The following is a 19,335-nucleotide window of genomic DNA, read 5'->3' on the forward strand; positions in this document are numbered from 1 at the left end:
CTGGAAAGAGCGTCATCGGATTTCTGCCTTGAGGTTGACCTGCTCGGCGTCCAGCTGTACCAGCACCGCGTATTGCCGACCTTTGGGCTCGACGCGCAGTCGCTGCTTCCACTGGCCGACATCAGTGCTGTGGTAGTTGGCAATCACTGCGATGAAGCGGGTGTCTTCATCCAGTGCGCGCAGGTCGATGAACTTGAATTGGCCGGGGTTGAGCAGGTAGTCGTCGGCGCGGATGTAGGTGCTGCCGAGGGTCTTTTTCAGGTCGTCGGCCATGGCTTGTGGGCTGGCGTTGACCAGCAGCGAGTCGTCGGTCAACTGCAAGACCTTGAAAGCGATCGGCGTGGCGACATGTTGCAGCGCCGGGTTGCCCCAAGGCGTAGTCAGGCGCACGCCTTGGTCGTCGTAGTCACCCAGCAGCGCGTCGTCGATAGGCGACATTGACACCACGGGTTCAGGTTCCGAGGTCAGCGGTGACTGGGCCGGTACGCTTTCGTAGAGGTGATTGAGCAAGGTTTGAACTTTGTCCGTCAGCGCCTGCGGGCTGGTGGCCTGCACGTTGAGGGTGTAAGGGGAATGGCTCGCGTCCTCGTCCGGTGCCGTACCGGTGCTGATCAGCCGTGGATTGACATTGTCGCTGGCGTACAGACTCAGGGAGTAACGGCTGGGCTGATCGTCTGGACCACCAACCGCAATCGTCGGCGTCCAGATCACCTGACCGATTTTGCCAAGCATGGTGCAGCCACCGAGGGTCAGGCAGGCCAGCAACAATGTGCCCAAACGCAGGTTGCTCAACAGGCTGACGCTGCGTTTGTGTGCAGGCGAGCCAGTCTCCGCCAGCACTTCGGGTGGCGGCGCCTTATGCATCGCTCGCAGCGGATCACCTTGCTCCGCCAAATCTACCGGCCGGCAAAGGCGTTCGAATTCAGGGCAAGTGCCAGGTCGCTGGTCCCCCGGCGGCCGACTCGGCAGGTCTTGCCAGTGCCACACGTGCATGCCCTCGGGGTGGTCGCCGAGAAGCTCATCGAGCGAATGCTGGCCTGGGGCGTGTTCGCCCAACTGCACCGCGATCTGATACGCACCGATCTGTAACCGGTCACCGTCGTTGAGGCTTATCGCAACATGGCGCCCAAGCGGAAGGTCATGGCCGTTGACGTAGGTTCTACCGCTGCGGTCGATCACACAAAAGCGCCCTTCGATGACGCGGATGTCGCAATGGTTGCGCTGTACGCTGTTGTGGCGATCTTCCAGGCGCCAGTCCACTGCGGCACTGCCGATGCTGCCGCCCTGTGGGCCAAACCGGTGAAGAGGCAAATACCCGTGCAGCAGCTGCGCAGGATTGTTGATAACCAGCGTCAGCTTCATGCGCGCCCCCGAATGCGAACCACGGCGGGATAACGGTGTTCCTGGCGTTCGATAAAGCTGGTCCAGCCCAGGTGGGTGCCTGCGCCGCGTTGCAGGTTGAACGGCGGCACATCTTCTTCGCGCAGCCCCAGTTCCAGGTCGTAGGCGGTGGCATCGCGCAGCAGAAAATCCATCAATTGGCGCAAGCGCCCGAACTGCTCGCCGCTGGGCAAAAACTGCCGGAAACGGGCTTGGGTCAGGTTGGGAATCACCAGGGTGAACTTGCTGGCGCGGGTTTTGCTGCGGTCACCCACCACAAAATCGCTACCCAAGGTGCCGTTGGCCTTGCCCAACGCCAGGCGCTGGCGCTGCGGCAAATTCACCCAGCGCGCCTCGAACTCACGGATGTAAACGCCGTGCAGATCAAAGCTGTGCTCGACAATGCCGGACACTACAGAAGGTGAACGACTGCGACTGGCGATCAAACCGGCAAAGCTCAACAGGCGGCCCCAAGGCAACGGCGTAGCGCCGCGCAGGTCGTAGTCGTTCAATCCGATCAGGGAAAATACATATCGCGAAAACCGGTCGTTGCCCCCGGCCTGAAAACGGATGTAGTAGCGGTACTTGCGCCAGCTGGTGTGCAGCAGGGTCAGCAAGCGATGGTTGAAAAAGTCCATGAACGCCGGGCGAATTCCGCGCTCCTGGGCCTGCTCGTAGGCCAGACGATCCAGGTAGTAACCGGGCAGTGGCGAGTCGGTACCGTGCAGGCCAAAGAAGCTGGTCTGCAAGCGATAGCGCACTTCTTCGCGGTCCTCCTCGAGGCGCGCAGCCTCGACCACATCGGAGGCCGGAAAGCCCAGCCCCGCATGGCTTTGCAGGCGAACCCGACGGCGCGCCGCCGCACTCAAGGGCTGCGCTTCCAGATCGTCGCCATGCAAGGCGTGCAGATGCTCCAGCAGACGATGAAACGAGTAGTTTCGCGCGTCGGCCAGCAGCACATCGGCTAGATAACGGGTTGTCTGCCGGTCAACAGTGGCCATTCATAACGCTCGTTGTTGGTGGTATTGATCACTTCCAGGCGATGGAAGGAGTTGATGCTCGCGTACAGGGCGAAAAAGTGTGAAAGCACACTGGCGAACAGATACAGCTCGCCTTCGCAGAGAAAGGCGTTCTGGTCCAGTTGCAGACGGGTCTGCACGCCACGTACCGGCTGGCCCTTCATCAGCCAGTCGATGGGGGTGGTCACGGCATTCTGGATACCGTTGAGGCGCTTGCGCGTGGCGCGGGCCTGTTGCAGGTCGTGCAGGGCGGCGAAGTCATAAGCGCGGATGACTGCCTTGAGCGGCTCGGCCGACAGCAACGACAGATAGTTCAGCGACAGGTTGGAAATGAGCGTCCAGTGCAGGCTGCTATCCAGCACTGGCCGGTAGCTCCGGGTCGGTGCAATCAGGCTGGTGTAAGTGGCGAACGACGGCGTCACCTCGGTGGACAGCGATACATCTCCCACGCCCAGCAACTGCGGCAAATCGCGGTTGCTGCAGGTCAATTCGATGGATGCCGCTTCATGCTCGCCGATGTACAGGCTTTCATCGCCGCGCACGAAAGCGATGCGATGACGCAGACCCTCACGGCCATGGGACTCTTCGATAAGCGTGCGGAAATACAGTGTCGTGCGACCCCGCGCGTTTTCGATTTCATGCTGGAACGATTCGAATGGAGTAAAGCGCCGCAACGGATCGCCCTTGCGCTCCTTGTCGGCGGCATCCCAACCGGCCACCTTGTCGACGCTGAAAATCTCGTAGGCTTCGGGGCGGTTACCGCTGGGGCTGATACGCCTTTCCAGGCTGCGTCCATCGAGCGCAATCGGATCCGCATCGTGACGGAACAGGTTGACCGCCGGCGCGCAGTACAGGTGCAGGTCACTGGTGCGCAGACGGATATCAGGCGGCATGGGCCGGCTGAACTGAAATTCAAAGCGCAGGCTGGTGGCGCTGACCTCGGGCCAGACGCGCGCCAGCTGGGTCAGGCTGAAAAAGTGAAAACGCTGCGGGAACACGAAGTACTCCTGCAGGATCCGGTAGCCATCGAACACATTGCGCGGGTAGGGCAGCAGGGCCTCTTCGGGGGTGAAACCGGGAAAGCCGATAGTCTTGGCTGGCAGGCGATAGCTTTGCGTATCGATGTGCAACGTGACGCTGTCCAGGTAATGGGCGAGCCACAGGTACAACGTCAGCGCCGTGGCGTTGTCGCCGCCCAGATGAAAATCCAACTGATCGCAGGCCATGCTGGTCAGCGGTTGCTCGGTCAACACCTTGAGGTCGATGCGCATCACCGAGGCCTCGCGACTGTGGGCATCGCTGACTTCCTGCAACGCCAATGGGTACAGGCTGACGTCGCTGCAGGTACGAAACTGGCAGGTGATGTCATCCACCGGTCTGGCAAACAACGGCGTGCCCTTGGGGATCACCTGACGCTGGCTGATCGCATCCGGCAACGGTGTAAAACGGATGATGGTCGCGCTCGGCAGGGGCCGCAGGTAGTTGGGCCAGAGCATCTGCAACAGCGGGTGAGTCAGCTCCGGCAAATCGTCGTCGATCTTCATCCCCAGTTTGGCAGTGAGGAAGGCGAAGCCTTCCAGCAGCCGCTCCACGTCCGGGTCGCCGGCCTGATCACCGAGAAATTGCGCCAGTTGCGGGTTGTCCTCGGCAAACTCGCGGCCGAGTTCGCGCAAGTAGCGCAGCTCCTCGGCAAAGCGTTGTTTCAAGTCCATCGCATCCTCATCTCACGCGGGTGTAGCCGTCGCGGCCATGCATGGCCACCTCGATCTGCACCTGTTCTTCCTTGTGGTTGACCCGCACCTGGCAATCGAGGCGAAAGTTCAGCTCCAGCGGCAGGTCCGGGTCGGGCTGAAAGCGCACGCCCGTGACCTTGATGCGCGGTTCAAAAGCTTCCACCGAACGCCGGATATCGGTGCTGATGGCCACCACCAGGTCACTGCTGGCCTGGGTGACGCCGTTGAAATCGCGCAGGCCCAGTTCAGGGCTGCTTTGCGAGCAGCCCTGGCGTGAGTTGAGCACCTGTTCCAGGTGGCGTTTGATCGCCTCGACACGCTGGCGCGCCTGTTCATCCACGCTGCCGGGGCGGTAGCGCGGTGCGTCGGGTTCCAGGCGTTCGAACAGGCTGGCGCCCATTTACTGGGTGTCCAGCCGACCGACCAGTGAGATCTCGAAGTTGGCGCCCATGTACTTGAAGTGCGGGCGCACGGCCAACGACACCTGATACCAGCCTGGATTGCCTTCCACGTCCTGCACCACGACTTTTGCGGCGCGCAAGGGGCGACGGCTGCGCACATCGGACGAAGGGTTTTCCTGGTCGGCGATGTATTGTTTGAGCCAGTCATTCAGCTCGCGCTCCAGATCCTGGCGTTCCTTCCAGCTGCCGATCTGCTCGCGCTGCAGCACCTTGATGTAGTGGGCCAGGCGATTGACGATAAACAGGTATGGCAATTGGGTGCCGAGCTTGTAGTTGGTCTGGGCTTCCTGGCCTTCGCGGGTCTTGGGGAAGTTCTTCGGTTTCTGTACCGAGTTGGCGGAGAAGAACGCGGCGTTGTCGCTGTCCTTGCGCATGGTCAACGGGATAAACCCGGCTTCGGCCAGCTCGAATTCCTTGCGGTCGGAGATCAGCACTTCGGTAGGAATCTTGGCCTGCAATTGGCCGAGGGCTTCGTACAGGTGCACCGGTAAATCATCCACCGCGCCGCCGGATTGCGGGCCGATGATGTTCGGGCACCAGCGGTAGCGGGCGAAGCTGTCGGTGATGCGCGAAGCCATCAGGAACGCGGTGTTGCCCCACAGGTAATTGTCGTGGTTGCCGTCGACGGTTTCGTCATAGCCAAAGCTGCGGGCCGAATTGTCTTCGGTGCTATAGGGCGTGCGCAGCAAAAAGCGTGGCAGGGTCAGGGCCAGGTGGCGGGCGTCTTCGGATTCTCGCAGGCTGCGCCATTTGGTGTGGCGTGGGCCTTCGAAAATGTCGCTGACCTCCTTGAGGTCGGGCAGACCCTGGAAGCCTTCCAGGTTGAATAGCTCGGGGCCCGCAGCCGAGACAAACGGTGCATGGGACATGGCGCCGATGGAGGCCACATAGCTGAGCAACTTGATGTCTGGCGAGCTGGGGCCAAAGGTGTAGTTGCCAACGATGGCGCCCACCGGTTCACCCCCGAACTGGCCATAGCCGGCGGTGTAGACGTGCTTGTACAAGCCGCTGCGGGTGATGTCGCCGGCGTTGTCGAAGTCGTCCAGCAGTTCCTCTTTGGTGACGTGCAGCATTTCCAGCTTGATGTTCTCGCGAAAGTCCGTGCGATCCACCAGCAGCTTCAGCCCACGCCACGCCGATTCCAGTTGCTGGAACTGCGGCTGATGCAGGATAACGTCCATCTGTTTGCTGACGGCGCGGTCGATCTCGGCAATCATCTGGTCGACCCGGTGCTTGTTGACCGGCTGCTGGTGATCGCCGCTTTGCAGGATTTCGCTGATGAACGCGGCCACGCCTTGGCGAGCTACCGCGTAGCCTTCCTGAGACGGGCGCATGGTGGTGTTGGCCAGCAGTTGATCAAGCAGCGACGGCTGTTCGTCAGCCACCAGAATTTGGGCGGCGGCGCTTTCCATGGGCATGGGGGAGTACTCCGTTGAGAAGGGCGGTCCAGTCAGTTGTTGGGCGCGTCCAGAACCAGGTTCAGTTCACTGGCCAGGCGTAGACGGGCGTTTTCATCGGTCAGCAGGTTTTGCAGGTGCTTGCGAAAGGCCGGGACATTGCCCATAGGACCTTTGAGTGCAACAAGGGCTTCACGCAGTTCCAGCAACTTGTTCAGTTCAGGAACTTGCCGGGCGACGGCATCGGGACCGAAGTCGTTGATGTTTTTGAATCGGAGTTGCATGTTCAAGTCGATGTCCTGGTCGTTGTTCAGAACAGACGGCACCGCCATGTCCAGCGCAACTTCGGCTTTGGTGAGTACTTCATTGAAGGTGTCCTTATCTACTCGAACGGATTGCCGGTCTTCAAGGGCGGTTAGTTCGCCCTTACCCTTGAAGTCCCCAGTGATCAACAACTTCAGAGGTAACTCCACCTCAGCTTGCTGATCACCTGTGGCCGGGACGTACTTGATGTTGATGCGTTCTTTTGGCGCGACAGATCCATGAGTTTTGGACATAGGAAAAATCCTTTTCATAATGTCGGCGTATTAGAGACAGCTGTCGCAAGGTTTGTCATGTAGGACGATGTGGACGCGATTCGTGGCTTTCGTATGTAGGAAAAATGCCAATTATTGTTTTGTGATTTTTCCTACGAGCGCCTTGGATTAATCTGAGAGACGCCTCTTTTAATGCGGGTTGAGGTAATGATTTGTCGCTCTTCTACTTGCCTAATATTTGAACTCGGGTGAGGCTCGACAAGTTAATTAAACTGACTTCCAGTCGGGCTGCGTTAGTTTGAAAAAAAGTTGGAGCAGTGCCTGTTGCGGATTCAAGTCAAGCCTATGAGGAGGCGTCGATGCAGAGCGGATGGCGGGGATGGAAATGGGGGCTTTGCCTGTCGGTTTTGGCCCTTTTGGAGGCGCAGGCCGCGACTCAGGATTGCCCTGCCATTGTCTCGCCCTTGAAGCGCCTGGAATGTTTTGATCTGGCCGCCGGCACGCCGATTCATCATCCGCCTGCTTCGCCGCGCGACGTGGGCCGGGTATTGCCGATTGTCGATCTGGTCCAACGCAATGAGGCCAAGCGTCCACCCGAGGATCAGCGTTTTCTGTTGTCGTCCTTCCCCGAACCGGACAACGACCAGCAACAGCGGCTGGTGATCTCAGCCCCGGCATTGGGCGCGTTGCCGCCTCGGCCTCTACTGGCCATCAGTTGTGAATCGAAAATCTCGCGCCTGCAATTGGTGCTGGATGAGCCGGCCAGACCCAACAAGATTCGCATCCAGCTGTTCAAGGATGACCGCCCGATTTCCGACGCCTATCAATGGCAGGTGCTGGATGATTCCGGCCTGGTGGTCGATGCCGGACGTGGCCTGCAAGCTATCTCGTTACTGCGCCACATGGGCGGCGGCCAGCGACTGCGGCTGGAAAGCGACTATCCCCCGCTGCACGGCCTGCTCTTCGACGCTGAAGGGCTGGGTGAGCTGATCGAACAGGAGCGCCAGGTATGTCGCTGGTGATCGACGTGCCGGCGGAGACCGTCAAGCTGTTGCTGACACCCATCGACCCCGAACAGCCCGCCGGGCATTTCGATGTGGAGGATGAAACCTACCAGGCCATCGACCAGGAGATGGTCAAGCTCGGCGGCCTGCGCGAAGGCGATATCGACTGGCCGTATATCGACGAAGCGTCCCGCCAGTACCTGGCGTCCCAGTGCAAGCACTGGCGCGTCGTCGCGCACCTGCAGGTGGTGTGGCTGCGCACCCGGCAATGGGCGCGCTGGGCCGATGCCCTGGGTTTGTTGGCCGGCATGGTCGAACTGTATTGGGACAGTGCCCACCCCAAGCCCGGTCCCACCGGCTACCTCAACAAACGCAAGCAAGTGCAGCGTCTGTTGAGCGACCTGGGGCAGGTGTTGCCGACCCTGGAGCGCAGTAGTTTTGAGCCGGCCTGGCAGGCCGCAGCACAACGGGCGCTGGCTAATCTGCAACAGTGCGTCGACAGCGCCAAGCTCGACGCCGCAGCGCTGGACACGTTGCAACGGCAGCTGGACAAATACAGCGAGCCGGTCGCTGCCACTGAGCCCAGCCGTGCGGCCGCCTCCGGCAGTGTGCTGGAGTCGGCCTTTTTCACCAACCCAAAACCGCAAGCGCCAAGCAACGAGCGTGAACAACGCCGCGCCGTGTTGGACATGGCCGAGCAGATCAATCAACAAGACCCCTACGACCCCACCGGCTACCAACTGCGCCGCTTCGGCCTGTGGTCGCATTTGCGTACTGCGCCCCCCGTCACCCGTGACCGTCGCACCGAATTGACCGCTGTGCCCAAGGATATCGTCGACGGCTATCAGGACGCGCTGAACCACAACGCCATTGAGCCGAAGCTGCTGCTGCGTATCGAAAAAAGTGTCTGCGCCTCGCCGTACTGGCTACGCGGCAGTTACCTGGCCGCCGAGGTCGCCTCGCGCCTGGCGATGGAAGAAGTGGCGGCCGGCATTCGCCAGACCTGCGAGCGGTTTGTCTGCCGTTTGCCGGCCTTGCTGGAATTGTGCTTCAGCGACGGCACGCCTTTCGTGGATGCGCAAACTCAGGCCTGGATCACCGCCGCCGACCAGGCGCAATCCACCGGCAGCCCCGTGCAGGAATACGCCGGGCTGCGCGACGAACTGGCCAGCCAACTCAACACCGAAGGCGTGGAAGTGGTGCTGTTACGCCTGCAGGAACTGCATGCCACGCACGACGCCCCGCGCCAGCGCAGCTACGCCACGGTGATTGCCGCCGATCTGCTGGCCTCGCGTGGCCTGTCGTGGTTGGCGGACGACCTGTACGCCAACATTGCACGGCTGATGCGCGAGACCACGGCGCAGGGCTGGGAGCCGGAGTTGTACCGGAAAGTGGCGCAACCCATCGACGACAGTCATTTGATCAAAGCGGTTAAGGAGTAGGAGCGATTTATGGGGATGGTCTGGAGTTACCTCAAACGCTGGAGCCTGCCGGTGCTGCGTCAGTTCAACCAGGCGGTGCCGGTATTGGCGCTGCTGGGCGTGGTGTTTTTGTTGATCGCCATCTGGTGGCTGGGCCCGCAGTGGACCTGGCGTGAGCATCAGCCGCTGAGTGAACTGGCGATGCGCGTTTCGGCCAGTGTCGTGGTGCTGGTGGTGCCGTTACTGGTCTGGGCGTGGCGGGTGCGTAATCGTTATCGGCGCTTGCAGGTTGAGCGCCGGCATGAGGCGGCGGTGCAAGCCGATCCTTGCCTGCCTTATATCGAGGCGCAGGAGCGGGCACTGGACCGTAGCCTGGGCAATTTGCTCAACAACATGGAGCACCGCCGTTCGCTGTATCAGCTGCCGTGGTACCTGGTGCTGGGCGAGGAAAATGCCGGCAAGACCAGCCTGATCACGCGCTCCAATCAGAGCTTCGCTTTGTCGCATGTGACCAAGGCGGGGGTCAGGGTCGATCAGGAAGAACAACTGGCCTATCCGGTGGATTGGTGGATTGGCGACGAAGCAGTTTTGATCGACCCGCCGGGTGAGTTCCTCAGTCACCCGGATTCACCGGCTGAAAACAGCGAGCAGCGCGGCAAGGTCAAACCGATACTGCCCGCCGGCACTCACCCGCGCCTCTGGTCGCACCTGCTCGGCTGGCTGACGCGCAACCGCAGCCGTCGAGCGTTGAATGGTGTGGTGCTGGTGATCGATGTGCAGGTGTTGTTGGCGCAGCGTCCCGAACAACGCAAGGCTCACGCCAACCTGCTGCGCACTCGATTGTTTGAGCTGACGCGGCAGCTGGGTACGCGCTTGCCGGTATACGTGACGCTAAGCAAGTTCGACCTGCTGGAGGGGTTCGAAGAGTTCTTCGCCCGCTTGTCGCGCAGTGGGCGTGAAGACCTCTTGGGTTTCACTTTCAGTCTGGACGCCGTGGATGATTTTGATGTCTGGCTGGCTGAGCTGACCCGCCAATATCAAACCTTTGTCGCCTGCCTGAGCGAACAGATTTTCGATGGTATGGGTGAATCGCGCACCTTGATCGAACGTGATCGTCTGCTGGCGTTGGCGCGGCAGATGGCCGGACTGCGCCCGGCTCTGTTCAGCTTCCTCAGTGAAATGCTTGGCAGTGATCGATTCACTACGCCGGCGCTGGTTCGCGGGCTGTATTTCTCTTCGGTGTTGCAGCAGGGAACCCTGAGTAATGCCTTCGTCAAAGAGGCAGGGCACGCCTACCGGCTGCCACCACCGCCACCCGAGGTCAAACCTGGCGGTGGTACAGCGATCTACTTTGCCCAGCAACTGTTCCAGCGTGTGATCTACCCCGAAGCGGGTCTGGCGGGCGACAACATCAAGGTGGCCCGTAGCAAACGGCGGCTGCTGATCGCCGGGTTCAGTGTCGCGTCACTGGGGTGTCTGGTGATCATCGGGACCTGGCAGTTGTACTTCAACGTCAACCGTGACAAGGCGGCCAGCGTCTTGGCCAAAAGTCAGGAATTCAGTGGTCGGGATATCGACGCCAAGGTGGATACCACCGGCCGTAACCTGTTGGTGCCGTTGGACCAGATTCGGGATGCGGTGCTGGTGTACGGCGACTACCGCGAGGCCTGGCCGTTGCTGTCGGATATGGGGTTGTATCAGGGCAGGGCAATCGGCCCGCCGGTGGATGAGGCCTATCTCAATCTGCTGTCCAAACGCTTCCTGCCGGCGATTGCCAGCGGTGTACTGGACGCCATCGACACCGCGCCCGCCGGCAGCAATCAGCAACTGGCGGCCTTGCGCGTGTACCGCATGCTCGAAGAGCGGCAGAATCGTCGACCGGCCATTGTCCAAGAGTGGGTTGCCAAGCAGTGGCAGCGCGCCTATCCAGGCCAGGGCCAGTTGCAGGCCGATCTGATGGGGCACCTGGGCTACGCGCTGAAATACGCCGACGCCGACCTGCCGCACTACCGTGAACGCATTGCCCAGGTGCAGCAGCAATTGCGCCAGTTGCCCATGGCCGAACGGGTCTACATGAGCCTGAAACAGGACGCCCTGGAGCGTTTACATCGCCCGCTGGACCTGCGCAATGAGGTCGGCCCGGCGTTCGATATCGTCTACCGCCCGCTCAACTCTGATCAGGAGGGCAGCGGCTTGCAATTGCCGCCGCTGCTCACCGCCAAGGGCTTCAAGGACTATTTCGAGCCCGGCACCGAAGGCATCATCGAACTGGCGATGATCGACCAGTGGGTGCTCGGCGAGCGCCAACGCCTGGACTACTCCGACGAAGACCGTAAAGTGCTGACCCAACGCATCCGCGCTCTCTACAGTGCCGACTACATCGACAGTTGGCGGCGGGCGCTGAATCAATTGGCGGTCACCGACTTCGACGACCTCAGCCACGGCGTGGCGGTACTGGAACAAGTCACTGGCCCGGCCGCACCGCTACGACGCTTGTTGGAAACCCTGCGCGACAACAGCGTGATCTACCCGGCCGTGCCCTTGGCTGAAGGGCAGGCGCCGCTCAAGCTGGACAAGATGCCAGAGGGGCAACAACAGGCCGCAGGGATTCGGCGCGCATTCTCCAGTCTTTCAGAGCTGATCACCGCACGAGGCGAACAGCCGTCCTATTACGAAGAAACCCTGCGCTCGGTCAGCGCCGTCTACGACTACGCCAAAACCGTGCACGACAACCCCGACCCCGGCAAGGCGGCGCTGAAAACCGTACTCAACCGCTTCTCCCTGGACGGTGCTGACCCGATCGCCAATCTGCAACGCGTCGCCGTGGGACTGCCCGAGCCGCTGAATCAGCACGTCAAAAAACTCGCCGACCAGACCTCACAGGTATTGGTCATCGCTGCCCTGCGCGAACTGGAAAAACGCTGGGGCAGTGAGATTTACAGCTTCTACCGCGAGCGGCTGGCGAACCGTTACCCGTTCAAGGCCAGCGGCGAGGACGCCTCGCTGGAAGACTTCGAAGCCTTCTTCGGCCCTCAGGGTCGACTGCAGCAATTCCACGATCAGTACCTGAACGTGTTCCTCAAGGACAACCTCGACGCCCTGTATTCCGACAGCCTCGGCGGCTACCTTGTGCGCAGCGACGTGCTTGAGCAACTGAAAAAAGCCGAGCGCATCCGCGACACCTTTTTCAACCATCGCGGCCACCTGGCCGTACAACTCACCATCGAACCTCTGGCCCTGAGCGCCACTCGCCTGAGCAGCATGCTCAGCGTCGATGGCCAGTTGATCCCCTACCAGCACGGCGCGCCGCAACGCACCGGACTGGTCTGGCCCAACAGCCTGGGCAACAGCAATGGCAGCCAACTGACCCTGGTGCACAGCACTGGCAACACCGCCAGCCTGAGCTATCGCGGGCCGTGGTCGTTGTTCCGGTTGCTCAGTCGCGCGCACCTCAATGGCCGCACCGACACCAGCGTGGATCTGACCTTTGCCGTCGCTGATGGGTTGATGCGTTATCGGATCGGGGCAGAAAAGGCTAACAACCCGATTACCCAGCGCAGTTTTGAAGGGTTTGTGTTGCCCAGGACGTTGTTGGAGGAGCGCCCCGCGCATCGAACCGACGACAGTGTTGCGCAACGCTGAGGCACAAAATCGATCCGCAAAATCGGCGGGTGGCGAGATCAATTCACCATGAATGCAACAGGACGCTTGGCATGACAATCAGGCTACAACTACTGACCGAAGACCCTAAAGAAATCGAGTTGATTCAGCGTTACTGGGCGATGGATGAATCCGGGCAGTTTCTTGAAAAAGTGAATGTACTGAATGAGGTGCTGCAACTGCCTCAGGGCGTCACGATGGCGGCCTTCATACGTGAGCGTTGCAGAGCGTTCGATGAAAATCAGGCGTGTCCTGAATGCGACGAACGGGTCGAAATCCGCAACCGCTCCCAGGTCTGGAAGAGTGCATTACGCTCGACCACGCTCTGCACTCGTTGTCAGGATGAGCGGGATACCTTGGCGAGGGAGGCTGAGAAAGCGAAAGCGGCACAGTTGGAGGCGCGTCTTGCCGAATATCATCGCCAACAAGCCTGTCAGGTTGTGGATTATTCTGCGATCACGGACGCGCAGGCGCTGTTACTGCTAGCACTGGACAATGCGGTCACGCCAAGGCTGACCCAGGCCGGTTTTACGCTGGCTGATTGTCGAGGACTGGCACCTTGGTATCTCGACGACTTTCTCAAGATTCTGAAGGACGCGGGCGTCCTTCTCGAGGACCCCTCGAAGGCAAAGCCAGGAACGTATTACTGGAAAGGGGACGACGTGTGGGTAGTGAGCGATCAGGTGGCGTACGTGCTGATGCCCGGCGCCACTGCTGTGGACGGCGGCGAAGTTATCCGAGTTCTGTCGGAACGGACCTATACGGATGTCGACGGCATTTTCAATCTGTGGCTGGATTACGCCATTGCCGATGTCATGAGATATTTTGGCGACCACTGCAAACGGTACGGCCATGAACTCGCCGAGCAAGAGTGGGACGAGATAAAAAGCACCCTGCGCTCAGCCCTGCACACCTACAGCGTTACTCAACTCTGGTTTGTTGCGTGGAAAGTCGTCAAAGACGCTGCCAGTCTGGCCAGCCACCAATATTACAATCGGGTAAAAGCCGCAGCGACGATTCCCGGAAAGATAAGGCGGTACTTGGAGAAGGCCAAACGGGAGTCGCTCGAGCTCAGATCCTGGAACCGACCGGAACATCAACCGGCAGGTACATTGGGTATGTTGTTTGAAGAGTTGTTCGGCATTGACGAATACACCAGCGGCTTCACAGCGAGCAGACGGATTACCCATGTCACTGGGCAGGAGTGCGCAACCGGTGTCGACGCCGAACTGTGCGCGCCCATACGTGAGTTGATGGTCAATGCGTTGGCGCTGGATGCGGGGACCTCAGTGATGCTCAGGTTCGCAGAATTGATTCGTGCCGGGTATGACGTTGGTTTTGCTATAGCGGAAATCGGCGGCTTTCTGCAGCGAGAGCATCCGGGCGACCATTGCACGTCACTCTCGGAACGATAGACGGCATTGCGATCGGCGCCTTGCATACCCGCGTAATGGTCCTTCAACCCTAGCCATGATTGACTCTTGCGCAGAACCGGCCAACTATCGCTCGCATAACAACGACCGATGGACCCGACCTTGATTGAACGACGTCAATTCAGCGGTGGCATGAAGGGCAAGAACCTTCGCTATCTGAATGAGCAGAACCCCGATAACACCGGCGTGACCCGCACCGGTTTCCTGTTGCTCGAACACTTTTCCCTTCCGGCCTTTACCCAGGCGCTGGACACGGTAGTCACCACCAACCTGTTGCGCCCGGGACTGTTCTCGTCGCGCACTTTCGGCCTTGGCGATGGCGAGGTGATCAGCGATCTGGGCCTGGTCATCCGCCCCGATGCGCGCCTCGATTCTGCTGCACTTCAGGAGCTGGACCTGCTGGTGATATGCGGTGGCTATCGCACTGAATTGCGCGCCAGCGAGGAATTCATCGGCTTGCTCAAGGCTGCGGCGGAGCGGGGCGTGAGCCTGGCCGGTTTGTGGAATGGCTCGTGGTTTCTCGGCCGCGCCGGTTTGCTCGACGGCTATCGCTGCGCGATTCACCCGGAACATCGCCCGGCACTCACTGAGATCGCCAAGAACACCCATGTCAGCAGCGAGCCTTACGTGATCGATCGTGATCGGCTCACCGCGTCGAGCCCGTCCGGGGCCTTCCACATGGCGCTGGACTGGATCAAGGGCTTGCACGGCAAGGCGTTGGTCGAGGGCATCGAAGACATTCTCGCCTTCGAAGAGTCGCGCTACCGGCGCATCAAACCCGATGAAAACATCTGCGTCAGCGCGCCGCTGCGTGAAGTGATCAAGCTGATGGACGCCAACCTCGAAGAACCGTTGGAACTGGAACAGCTGGCCGTATACGCCGGCCGCTCACGGCGTCAGTTGGAGCGCTTGTTCAAGGAACAACTGGGCACCACGCCGCAACGCTATTACCTGGAACTGCGCATCACCGAAGCACGACGCCTGCTGCAACACACCGAACTGCCGCAGGTGGAAGTGCTGGTGGCTTGCGGTTTTGTCTCACCTAGCCATTTCAGCAAGTGCTACAGCTCGTACTTCGGTTATCGGCCTTCGAAGGAGAAGCGGCTGGTTAAATAGATCGACCGGTGCAATCCCCAAAAACCCTCACCCCAGCCCTCTCCCAGAGGGAGAGGGAGCCGACCGAGGTATCTTGCGCTGTACATCGACCTGAAAGATGGATGTCGATTATGGATTCAATACAGCGCTCTCAGGTCGGCGTAAATCTTGAGCATCCCCCAATCAGTTCCCTCTCCCTCCGGGAGAGGGCTAGCGTGAGGGGCTTTTGAGGGCGGGGCTGTCATCTTGCGCTGTACATCGACCTGAAAGATGGATGTCGATTATGGATTCAATACAGCGCTCTCAGGTCGGCGTAAATCTTGAGCATCCCCCAATCAGTTCCCTCTCCCTCCGGGAGAGGGCTAGGGTGAGGGGCTTTTGAGGTCGGGTCTGTCAGAGACTATCCGCATCCATCACAGCCTGCGCAAACGCTTGCGGCGCCTCTTGCGGCAAATTATGCCCGACCCCACCCTCGATCAGCCGGAACTGATATTTCCCGGTAAAGCGCTTGGCATAATCCTCCGGTGCCGGGTGCGGTGCGCCGTTGGCATCGCCCTCTAAAGTAATGGTCGGCACGCTGATCGACGGTGCAGTCGCAAGTTTCTGTTCCTGCGCGGCATATTTCTCTTCGCCCTGTACCAGGCCCAGACGCCAGCGGTAGTTGAACACAGTGATCTCGACGTGATCGGGATTCTGCAACGCCTTGGCACTGCGATCAAAAGTCGCGTCATCAAACTTCCACTGCGGTGAGGCGAGTTGCCAGATCAGTTTGGCGAAGTCGTGGGTGTTCTTGGCATAGCCGGCGCGGCCGCGCTCGGTGGCGAAGTAGAACTGGTACCACCACTGCAACTCGGCTTTGGGCGGCAGTGGATTCTGGCCGGCGGCCTGGTTGCCGATCAGATAGCCGCTGACGGCCACCAGGGCCTTTACGCGCTCAGGCCACAATGCCGCGACGATGTCCGCCGAGCGTGCGCCCCAGTCATAACCACCCAGCACCGCTTGTTTGATTTTCAGCGCGTCCATGAAGTCGATCACGTCGCTGGCCAGCGCCGCTGGCTGGCCGTTGCGCAGGGTGTCTTTGGACAGGAACTGCGTATCGCCATAACCCCTTGCGTACGGCATCAGCACGCGATAACCCTTGGCCGCGAGCAGGGGCGCGACTTCGTCATAGCTGTGAATGTCGTAAGGCCAACCGTGCAGCAGAATCACCACCGGACCATCGGCAGGACCAGTTTCGGCGTAGGCCACGTCGAGTACGCCAGCCTTGATGTGCTTCAGCGCGCCGAAAGGCGAGGGCGCTGAATAGCTGACGGCGGCGGGTTCTGTGGTTTGCGCCTGAGCGCCGCCGACGGCGCCGAACAGTGACAGCGCCAGGACTGACAAGCCGAGCGCGTGGGTGATTTTAGAGGTGTGCAGAGCCTGTTTCATGCTGACGTCTCCTTTGCGAGCCTGTGGCCAAGGGGCTGGATGAACCCTTGAAACCCTGGGTGCATTGGAGCGTGTCGAGGTATCCGCTCTGTGTCGGCAAAGGAGGTTTTTGCAAGGGCGTGTATGGCAGCGGGACGCGTACACACTGTGATACACGGCAACGAAACCGAGTGTTTTCGCGGGAAAATAATAAGTGGCTGTTTTAAAACAAAAAATATTTCGTCTCGGGCTTCCCAAACGAAACGAATGTTGATAAATTGCGCCCCGTTCTCACAGCGATCCTCACGGAGCCGCTGACCAGAGCTACAGGGGCGTCGCCAAGCGGTAAGGCAGCAGGTTTTGATCCTGCCATGCGTTGGTTCGAATCCAGCCGCCCCTGCCATCTACGAAAAAACGCCAACTTCGCAAGAAGTTGGCGTTTTTTTTTGCCTGCGATTTGCCGCGCCAGAGCCAGTCAGCCAGGCGTGCGCGATGCCGGAGCACCGCGCACGCCGCCCACTCAGTGTGGAGCGCGCGGGATGGTTTTCATCAGGTCTTCAGGGCTGATGTGGCCAACCACGCTGCCCGGCTGCGGCAGGTTGAGGATATGGCCCTTCATCTTGCCGATGATGTGCATCTCGCAAGGCTTGCAATCGAACTTCAGCGTCAGCACTTCATCGCCGTGAATCAATTGCATCGGCGCGACCTTGGTGCGCACGCCGGTCACGCCTTTGGCCTGTTTCGGGCACAGGTTGAAGGAGAAACGCAGGCAGTGCTTGGTGATCATTACCGGCACTTCGCCCGGCTCTTCGTGGGCTTCGTACGCCGCGTCGATCAGCTTGACGCCGTGACGGTGGTAGAAGTCGCGGGCCTTCTGGTTGTAGACGTTGGCGAGGAAAGTTAGGTGCGAATCCGGGTACACCGGCGGTGGCGTGGTTTCGGCTTTACGGCCGCCACGCGGATGCGCAGCGACACGCGCCGCAGTAAGGGCTTCAATGACTTCGCGGCGCAGCGACTTGAGCTGCGAATTCGGGATGAAGAACGCCTGTGGCGCATCCAGTTTGATGTCGGTGGCGTGGTACTGGGTGGTGCCGAGCTGGCCGAGCAGGTCGCGCAATTGCTCCAGCGCCTGTTCCGGCTTGTTGGCCACACCGAACGGACCGTTAAGTGTGACGCTGGCGCTGATGCCTTCTTCGCTGGTCGCGGTCACTTCCAGCTGTTCTTCGCGCAGACGGGCGAACCAGCTCAGGGCCACGCGACGTTCCGAAGAGGTTTTCTGCAACGCCTGCTGCCAGTTGTGATCGAGGTTGCGATTCAACGGGTGGCTTGGACGCAGCTTGAACAGACCTTCAGGCATTTCGTTCGGCTCGACGCGGTAGCGATAGCGCTTCACGCCGTCTTCTTCGAACTCACCTTTTGCTTCGGCGATGTTGGCGCGGAAACCGACCACTTCGCGTTTGACCAGCACGTTCAGGCCGTCGCCGTTGGACAGCGGCTCGTGGGTGATGACCTGCATGTCACGCTTGCCGACTTTTTCCACGGTACCGACCGGCAGGCCGGTGAAGGTCGGCGAATCGAAGGCGCCGATGTCGATCTTGCGATCGGTGACGAAATAATCGGTGCTGCCACGGTGGAAGGTCTTTTCCGGATCGGGCAGGAAGAAATGCACGGTGCGCCCGCTGGAAGCGCGGGCCAGGTCCGGGCGGTCTTCCAGCACATCGTCCAGACGCTGGCGGTAATAGGCAGTGATGTTCTTCACATAGCCCATGTCCTTGTAGCGACCTTCGATCTTGAACGAACGCACGCCGGCCTCGACCAGCGCGCGGATGTTGGCGCTCTGGTTGTTGTCTTTCATCGACAGCAGGTGCTTTTCGTAGGCGATCACGCCACCCTTTTCATCTTTCAGGGTGTAGGGCAAGCGGCACGCCTGGGAGCAGTCGCCACGGTTGGCGCTGCGGCCGGTTTGCGCGTGGGAAATATTGCACTGGCCGGAGAAGGCCACGCATAGCGCGCCGTGGATGAAGAACTCGATGGCCGCATCGGTTTCATTGGCGATGGCGCGGATTTCTTGCAGGTTCAGCTCGCGGGCCAGCACCAGCTGCGAGAACCCGGCCTGATCGAGGAACTTCGCTCGCTCCAGGGTGCGGATGTCGGTCTGGGTCGAGGCGTGCAGCTCGATCGGCGGAATATCCAGCTCCATCACGCCCAGGTCCTGGACGATCAGCGCATCGACACCGGCGTCGTACAACTGATGGATCAGCTTGCGCGCCGGCTCCAGTTCGTTGTCGTGCAGGATGGTATTGATGGTGGTGAAAATGCGCGCGTGGTAACGACGGGCGAATTCCACCAGTTCGGCGATTTCGCTGACTTCGTTGCAGGCGTTGTGGCGCGCGCCGAAGCTCGGGCCGCCGATGTACACGGCGTCGGCGCCATGCAGGATGGCCTCGCGGGCAATGGCGACATCGCGAGCAGGGCTGAGCAATTCCAGGTGATGCTTGGGCAAGGACATAGTTTTTTTAGTCAGGCGGTCACGGTCAAGGCGCGCATTCTACCCGTGAAACGCGCGGCGGGCACGTGTGTGCTGCCCGATGGTGGCTGGCGATCGGGTCAGTTCGGTTGACTATTGTGTTGAATGTTCCGGCCCCTTCGCGGGCAAGCCCGCTCCCACAGGGTTTTTTCGCGGTGTACTCGGAATCGCGGCTACACACAAACCATTGTAGGAGTGAGCCTGCTCGCGATAGCGGTGGGTCAGTTAATGAAGGTGTCGACTGACACACCGCTATCGCGAG

At 60.3% G+C, this 19,335-nt stretch carries 13 protein-coding genes and 1 tRNA gene; 6 read left to right on the forward strand and 8 right to left on the reverse strand.

The annotated features are described in order from the left end of the window. Window positions 1-12: 12 nt before the first annotated feature. Genes tssJ through tssB form a run of 6 tightly spaced genes read right to left on the reverse strand, consistent with a single transcriptional unit; the run spans window position 13 to window position 6,547 of the window. Window positions 13-1,362, reverse strand: a complete 1,350-nt coding sequence (tssJ, locus tag DCO47_RS07480; protein ID WP_116657829.1) for a type VI secretion system lipoprotein TssJ — start codon at window positions 1,360-1,362, stop codon at window positions 13-15. Further along, window positions 1,359-2,381, reverse strand: coding sequence for a type VI secretion system baseplate subunit TssG (gene tssG, locus DCO47_RS07485; protein ID WP_116657830.1), 1,023 nt, complete (start codon window positions 2,379-2,381; stop codon window positions 1,359-1,361). Before tssG ends, tssJ begins: the two co-directional genes overlap by 4 nt. After that, window positions 2,345-4,111, reverse strand: a complete 1,767-nt coding sequence (tssF, locus tag DCO47_RS07490; protein ID WP_116657831.1) for a type VI secretion system baseplate subunit TssF — start codon at window positions 4,109-4,111, stop codon at window positions 2,345-2,347. The genes tssG and tssF overlap by 37 nt, the downstream gene beginning before the upstream one ends. 7 nt (window positions 4,112-4,118) lie before the next feature. Continuing rightward, a complete protein-coding gene (gene tssE / locus DCO47_RS07495) occupies window positions 4,119-4,532 on the reverse strand; it encodes a type VI secretion system baseplate subunit TssE (protein WP_116657832.1) in 414 nt (137 codons plus the stop codon). Further along, window positions 4,533-6,005, reverse strand: a complete 1,473-nt coding sequence (tssC, locus tag DCO47_RS07500) for a type VI secretion system contractile sheath large subunit (RefSeq protein ID WP_083354309.1) — start codon at window positions 6,003-6,005, stop codon at window positions 4,533-4,535. A 38-nt stretch (window positions 6,006-6,043) separates the two neighbouring features. Further along, complete coding sequence (tssB, locus tag DCO47_RS07505; protein ID WP_083352643.1) at window positions 6,044-6,547, reverse strand: type VI secretion system contractile sheath small subunit; 504 nt, start codon at window positions 6,545-6,547, stop codon at window positions 6,044-6,046. A gap of 443 nt (window positions 6,548-6,990) precedes the next feature. Between tssB and DCO47_RS07510 the strand changes: the two genes are divergently transcribed. The 5 genes from DCO47_RS07510 to DCO47_RS07530 all read left to right on the forward strand — a co-directional run bounded on the left by DCO47_RS07510 (window position 6,991) and on the right by DCO47_RS07530 (window position 15,160). Then, entirely contained in the window at window positions 6,991-7,548 is a 558-nt protein-coding gene (locus DCO47_RS07510) for a type VI secretion system-associated protein TagO (RefSeq protein WP_256590097.1), read from the forward strand. Beyond that, window positions 7,536-8,972, forward strand: a complete 1,437-nt coding sequence (gene tssA, locus DCO47_RS07515; protein WP_116657834.1) for a type VI secretion system protein TssA — start codon at window positions 7,536-7,538, stop codon at window positions 8,970-8,972. Before DCO47_RS07510 ends, tssA begins: the two co-directional genes overlap by 13 nt. 9 nt (window positions 8,973-8,981) lie before the next feature. Beyond that, the gene (gene tssM / locus DCO47_RS07520; RefSeq protein ID WP_116657835.1) at window positions 8,982-12,593 is read left to right on the forward strand and encodes a type VI secretion system membrane subunit TssM; all 3,612 of its coding nucleotides are present in this window, start codon (window positions 8,982-8,984) and stop codon (window positions 12,591-12,593) included. 71 nt (window positions 12,594-12,664) lie between these two features. Next, window positions 12,665-14,026, forward strand: a complete 1,362-nt coding sequence (locus DCO47_RS07525; protein ID WP_116657836.1) for a hypothetical protein — start codon at window positions 12,665-12,667, stop codon at window positions 14,024-14,026. A 108-nt stretch (window positions 14,027-14,134) separates the two neighbouring features. Next, on the forward strand, window positions 14,135-15,160 hold the full coding sequence (locus DCO47_RS07530) for a GlxA family transcriptional regulator (RefSeq protein WP_116657837.1): 1,026 nt from the start codon (window positions 14,135-14,137) through the stop codon (window positions 15,158-15,160). Window positions 15,161-15,532: 372 nt separating this feature from the next. On the opposite strand, the gene DCO47_RS07535 is transcribed toward DCO47_RS07530, so the two are convergent. Next, window positions 15,533-16,567, reverse strand: a complete 1,035-nt coding sequence (locus DCO47_RS07535) for an alpha/beta fold hydrolase (RefSeq protein WP_116657838.1) — start codon at window positions 16,565-16,567, stop codon at window positions 15,533-15,535. 307 nt (window positions 16,568-16,874) lie between these two features. Here DCO47_RS07535 and DCO47_RS07540 point away from each other — a divergent pair. Continuing rightward, window positions 16,875-16,949 (forward strand) — tRNA-Gln (locus DCO47_RS07540). A 117-nt stretch (window positions 16,950-17,066) separates the two neighbouring features. Here DCO47_RS07540 and DCO47_RS07545 read toward each other — a convergent pair. Next, window positions 17,067-19,055, reverse strand: a complete 1,989-nt coding sequence (locus tag DCO47_RS07545) for a U32 family peptidase (RefSeq protein WP_116657839.1) — start codon at window positions 19,053-19,055, stop codon at window positions 17,067-17,069. Window positions 19,056-19,335 lie beyond the last annotated feature (280 nt).

This window comes from Pseudomonas sp. NDM, from assembly GCF_003105095.1.
Taxonomy (GTDB): domain Bacteria; phylum Pseudomonadota; class Gammaproteobacteria; order Pseudomonadales; family Pseudomonadaceae; genus Aquipseudomonas; species Aquipseudomonas moraviensis_A.

What these genes read in the sequence shown, in the direction of transcription:
- tssJ (WP_116657829.1), bottom strand. Translation starts at nt 1,362, where the DNA reads ATGAAGCTGACGCTGGTTATCAACAATCCTGCGCAGCTGCTGCACGGG.
- tssG (WP_116657830.1), bottom strand. Translation starts at nt 2,381, where the DNA reads ATGGCCACTGTTGACCGGCAGACAACCCGTTATCTAGCCGATGTGCTG.
- tssF (WP_116657831.1), bottom strand. Translation starts at nt 4,111, where the DNA reads ATGGACTTGAAACAACGCTTTGCCGAGGAGCTGCGCTACTTGCGCGAA.
- tssE (WP_116657832.1), bottom strand. Translation starts at nt 4,532, where the DNA reads ATGGGCGCCAGCCTGTTCGAACGCCTGGAACCCGACGCACCGCGCTAC.
- tssC (WP_083354309.1), bottom strand. Translation starts at nt 6,005, where the DNA reads ATGGAAAGCGCCGCCGCCCAAATTCTGGTGGCTGACGAACAGCCGTCG.
- tssB (WP_083352643.1), bottom strand. Translation starts at nt 6,547, where the DNA reads ATGTCCAAAACTCATGGATCTGTCGCGCCAAAAGAACGCATCAACATC.
- tssA (WP_116657834.1), top strand. Translation starts at nt 7,536, where the DNA reads ATGTCGCTGGTGATCGACGTGCCGGCGGAGACCGTCAAGCTGTTGCTG.
- tssM (WP_116657835.1), top strand. Translation starts at nt 8,982, where the DNA reads ATGGGGATGGTCTGGAGTTACCTCAAACGCTGGAGCCTGCCGGTGCTG.
- DCO47_RS07525 (WP_116657836.1), top strand. Translation starts at nt 12,665, where the DNA reads ATGACAATCAGGCTACAACTACTGACCGAAGACCCTAAAGAAATCGAG.
- DCO47_RS07530 (WP_116657837.1), top strand. Translation starts at nt 14,135, where the DNA reads ATGGACCCGACCTTGATTGAACGACGTCAATTCAGCGGTGGCATGAAG.
- DCO47_RS07535 (WP_116657838.1), bottom strand. Translation starts at nt 16,567, where the DNA reads ATGAAACAGGCTCTGCACACCTCTAAAATCACCCACGCGCTCGGCTTG.
- DCO47_RS07545 (WP_116657839.1), bottom strand. Translation starts at nt 19,055, where the DNA reads ATGTCCTTGCCCAAGCATCACCTGGAATTGCTCAGCCCTGCTCGCGAT.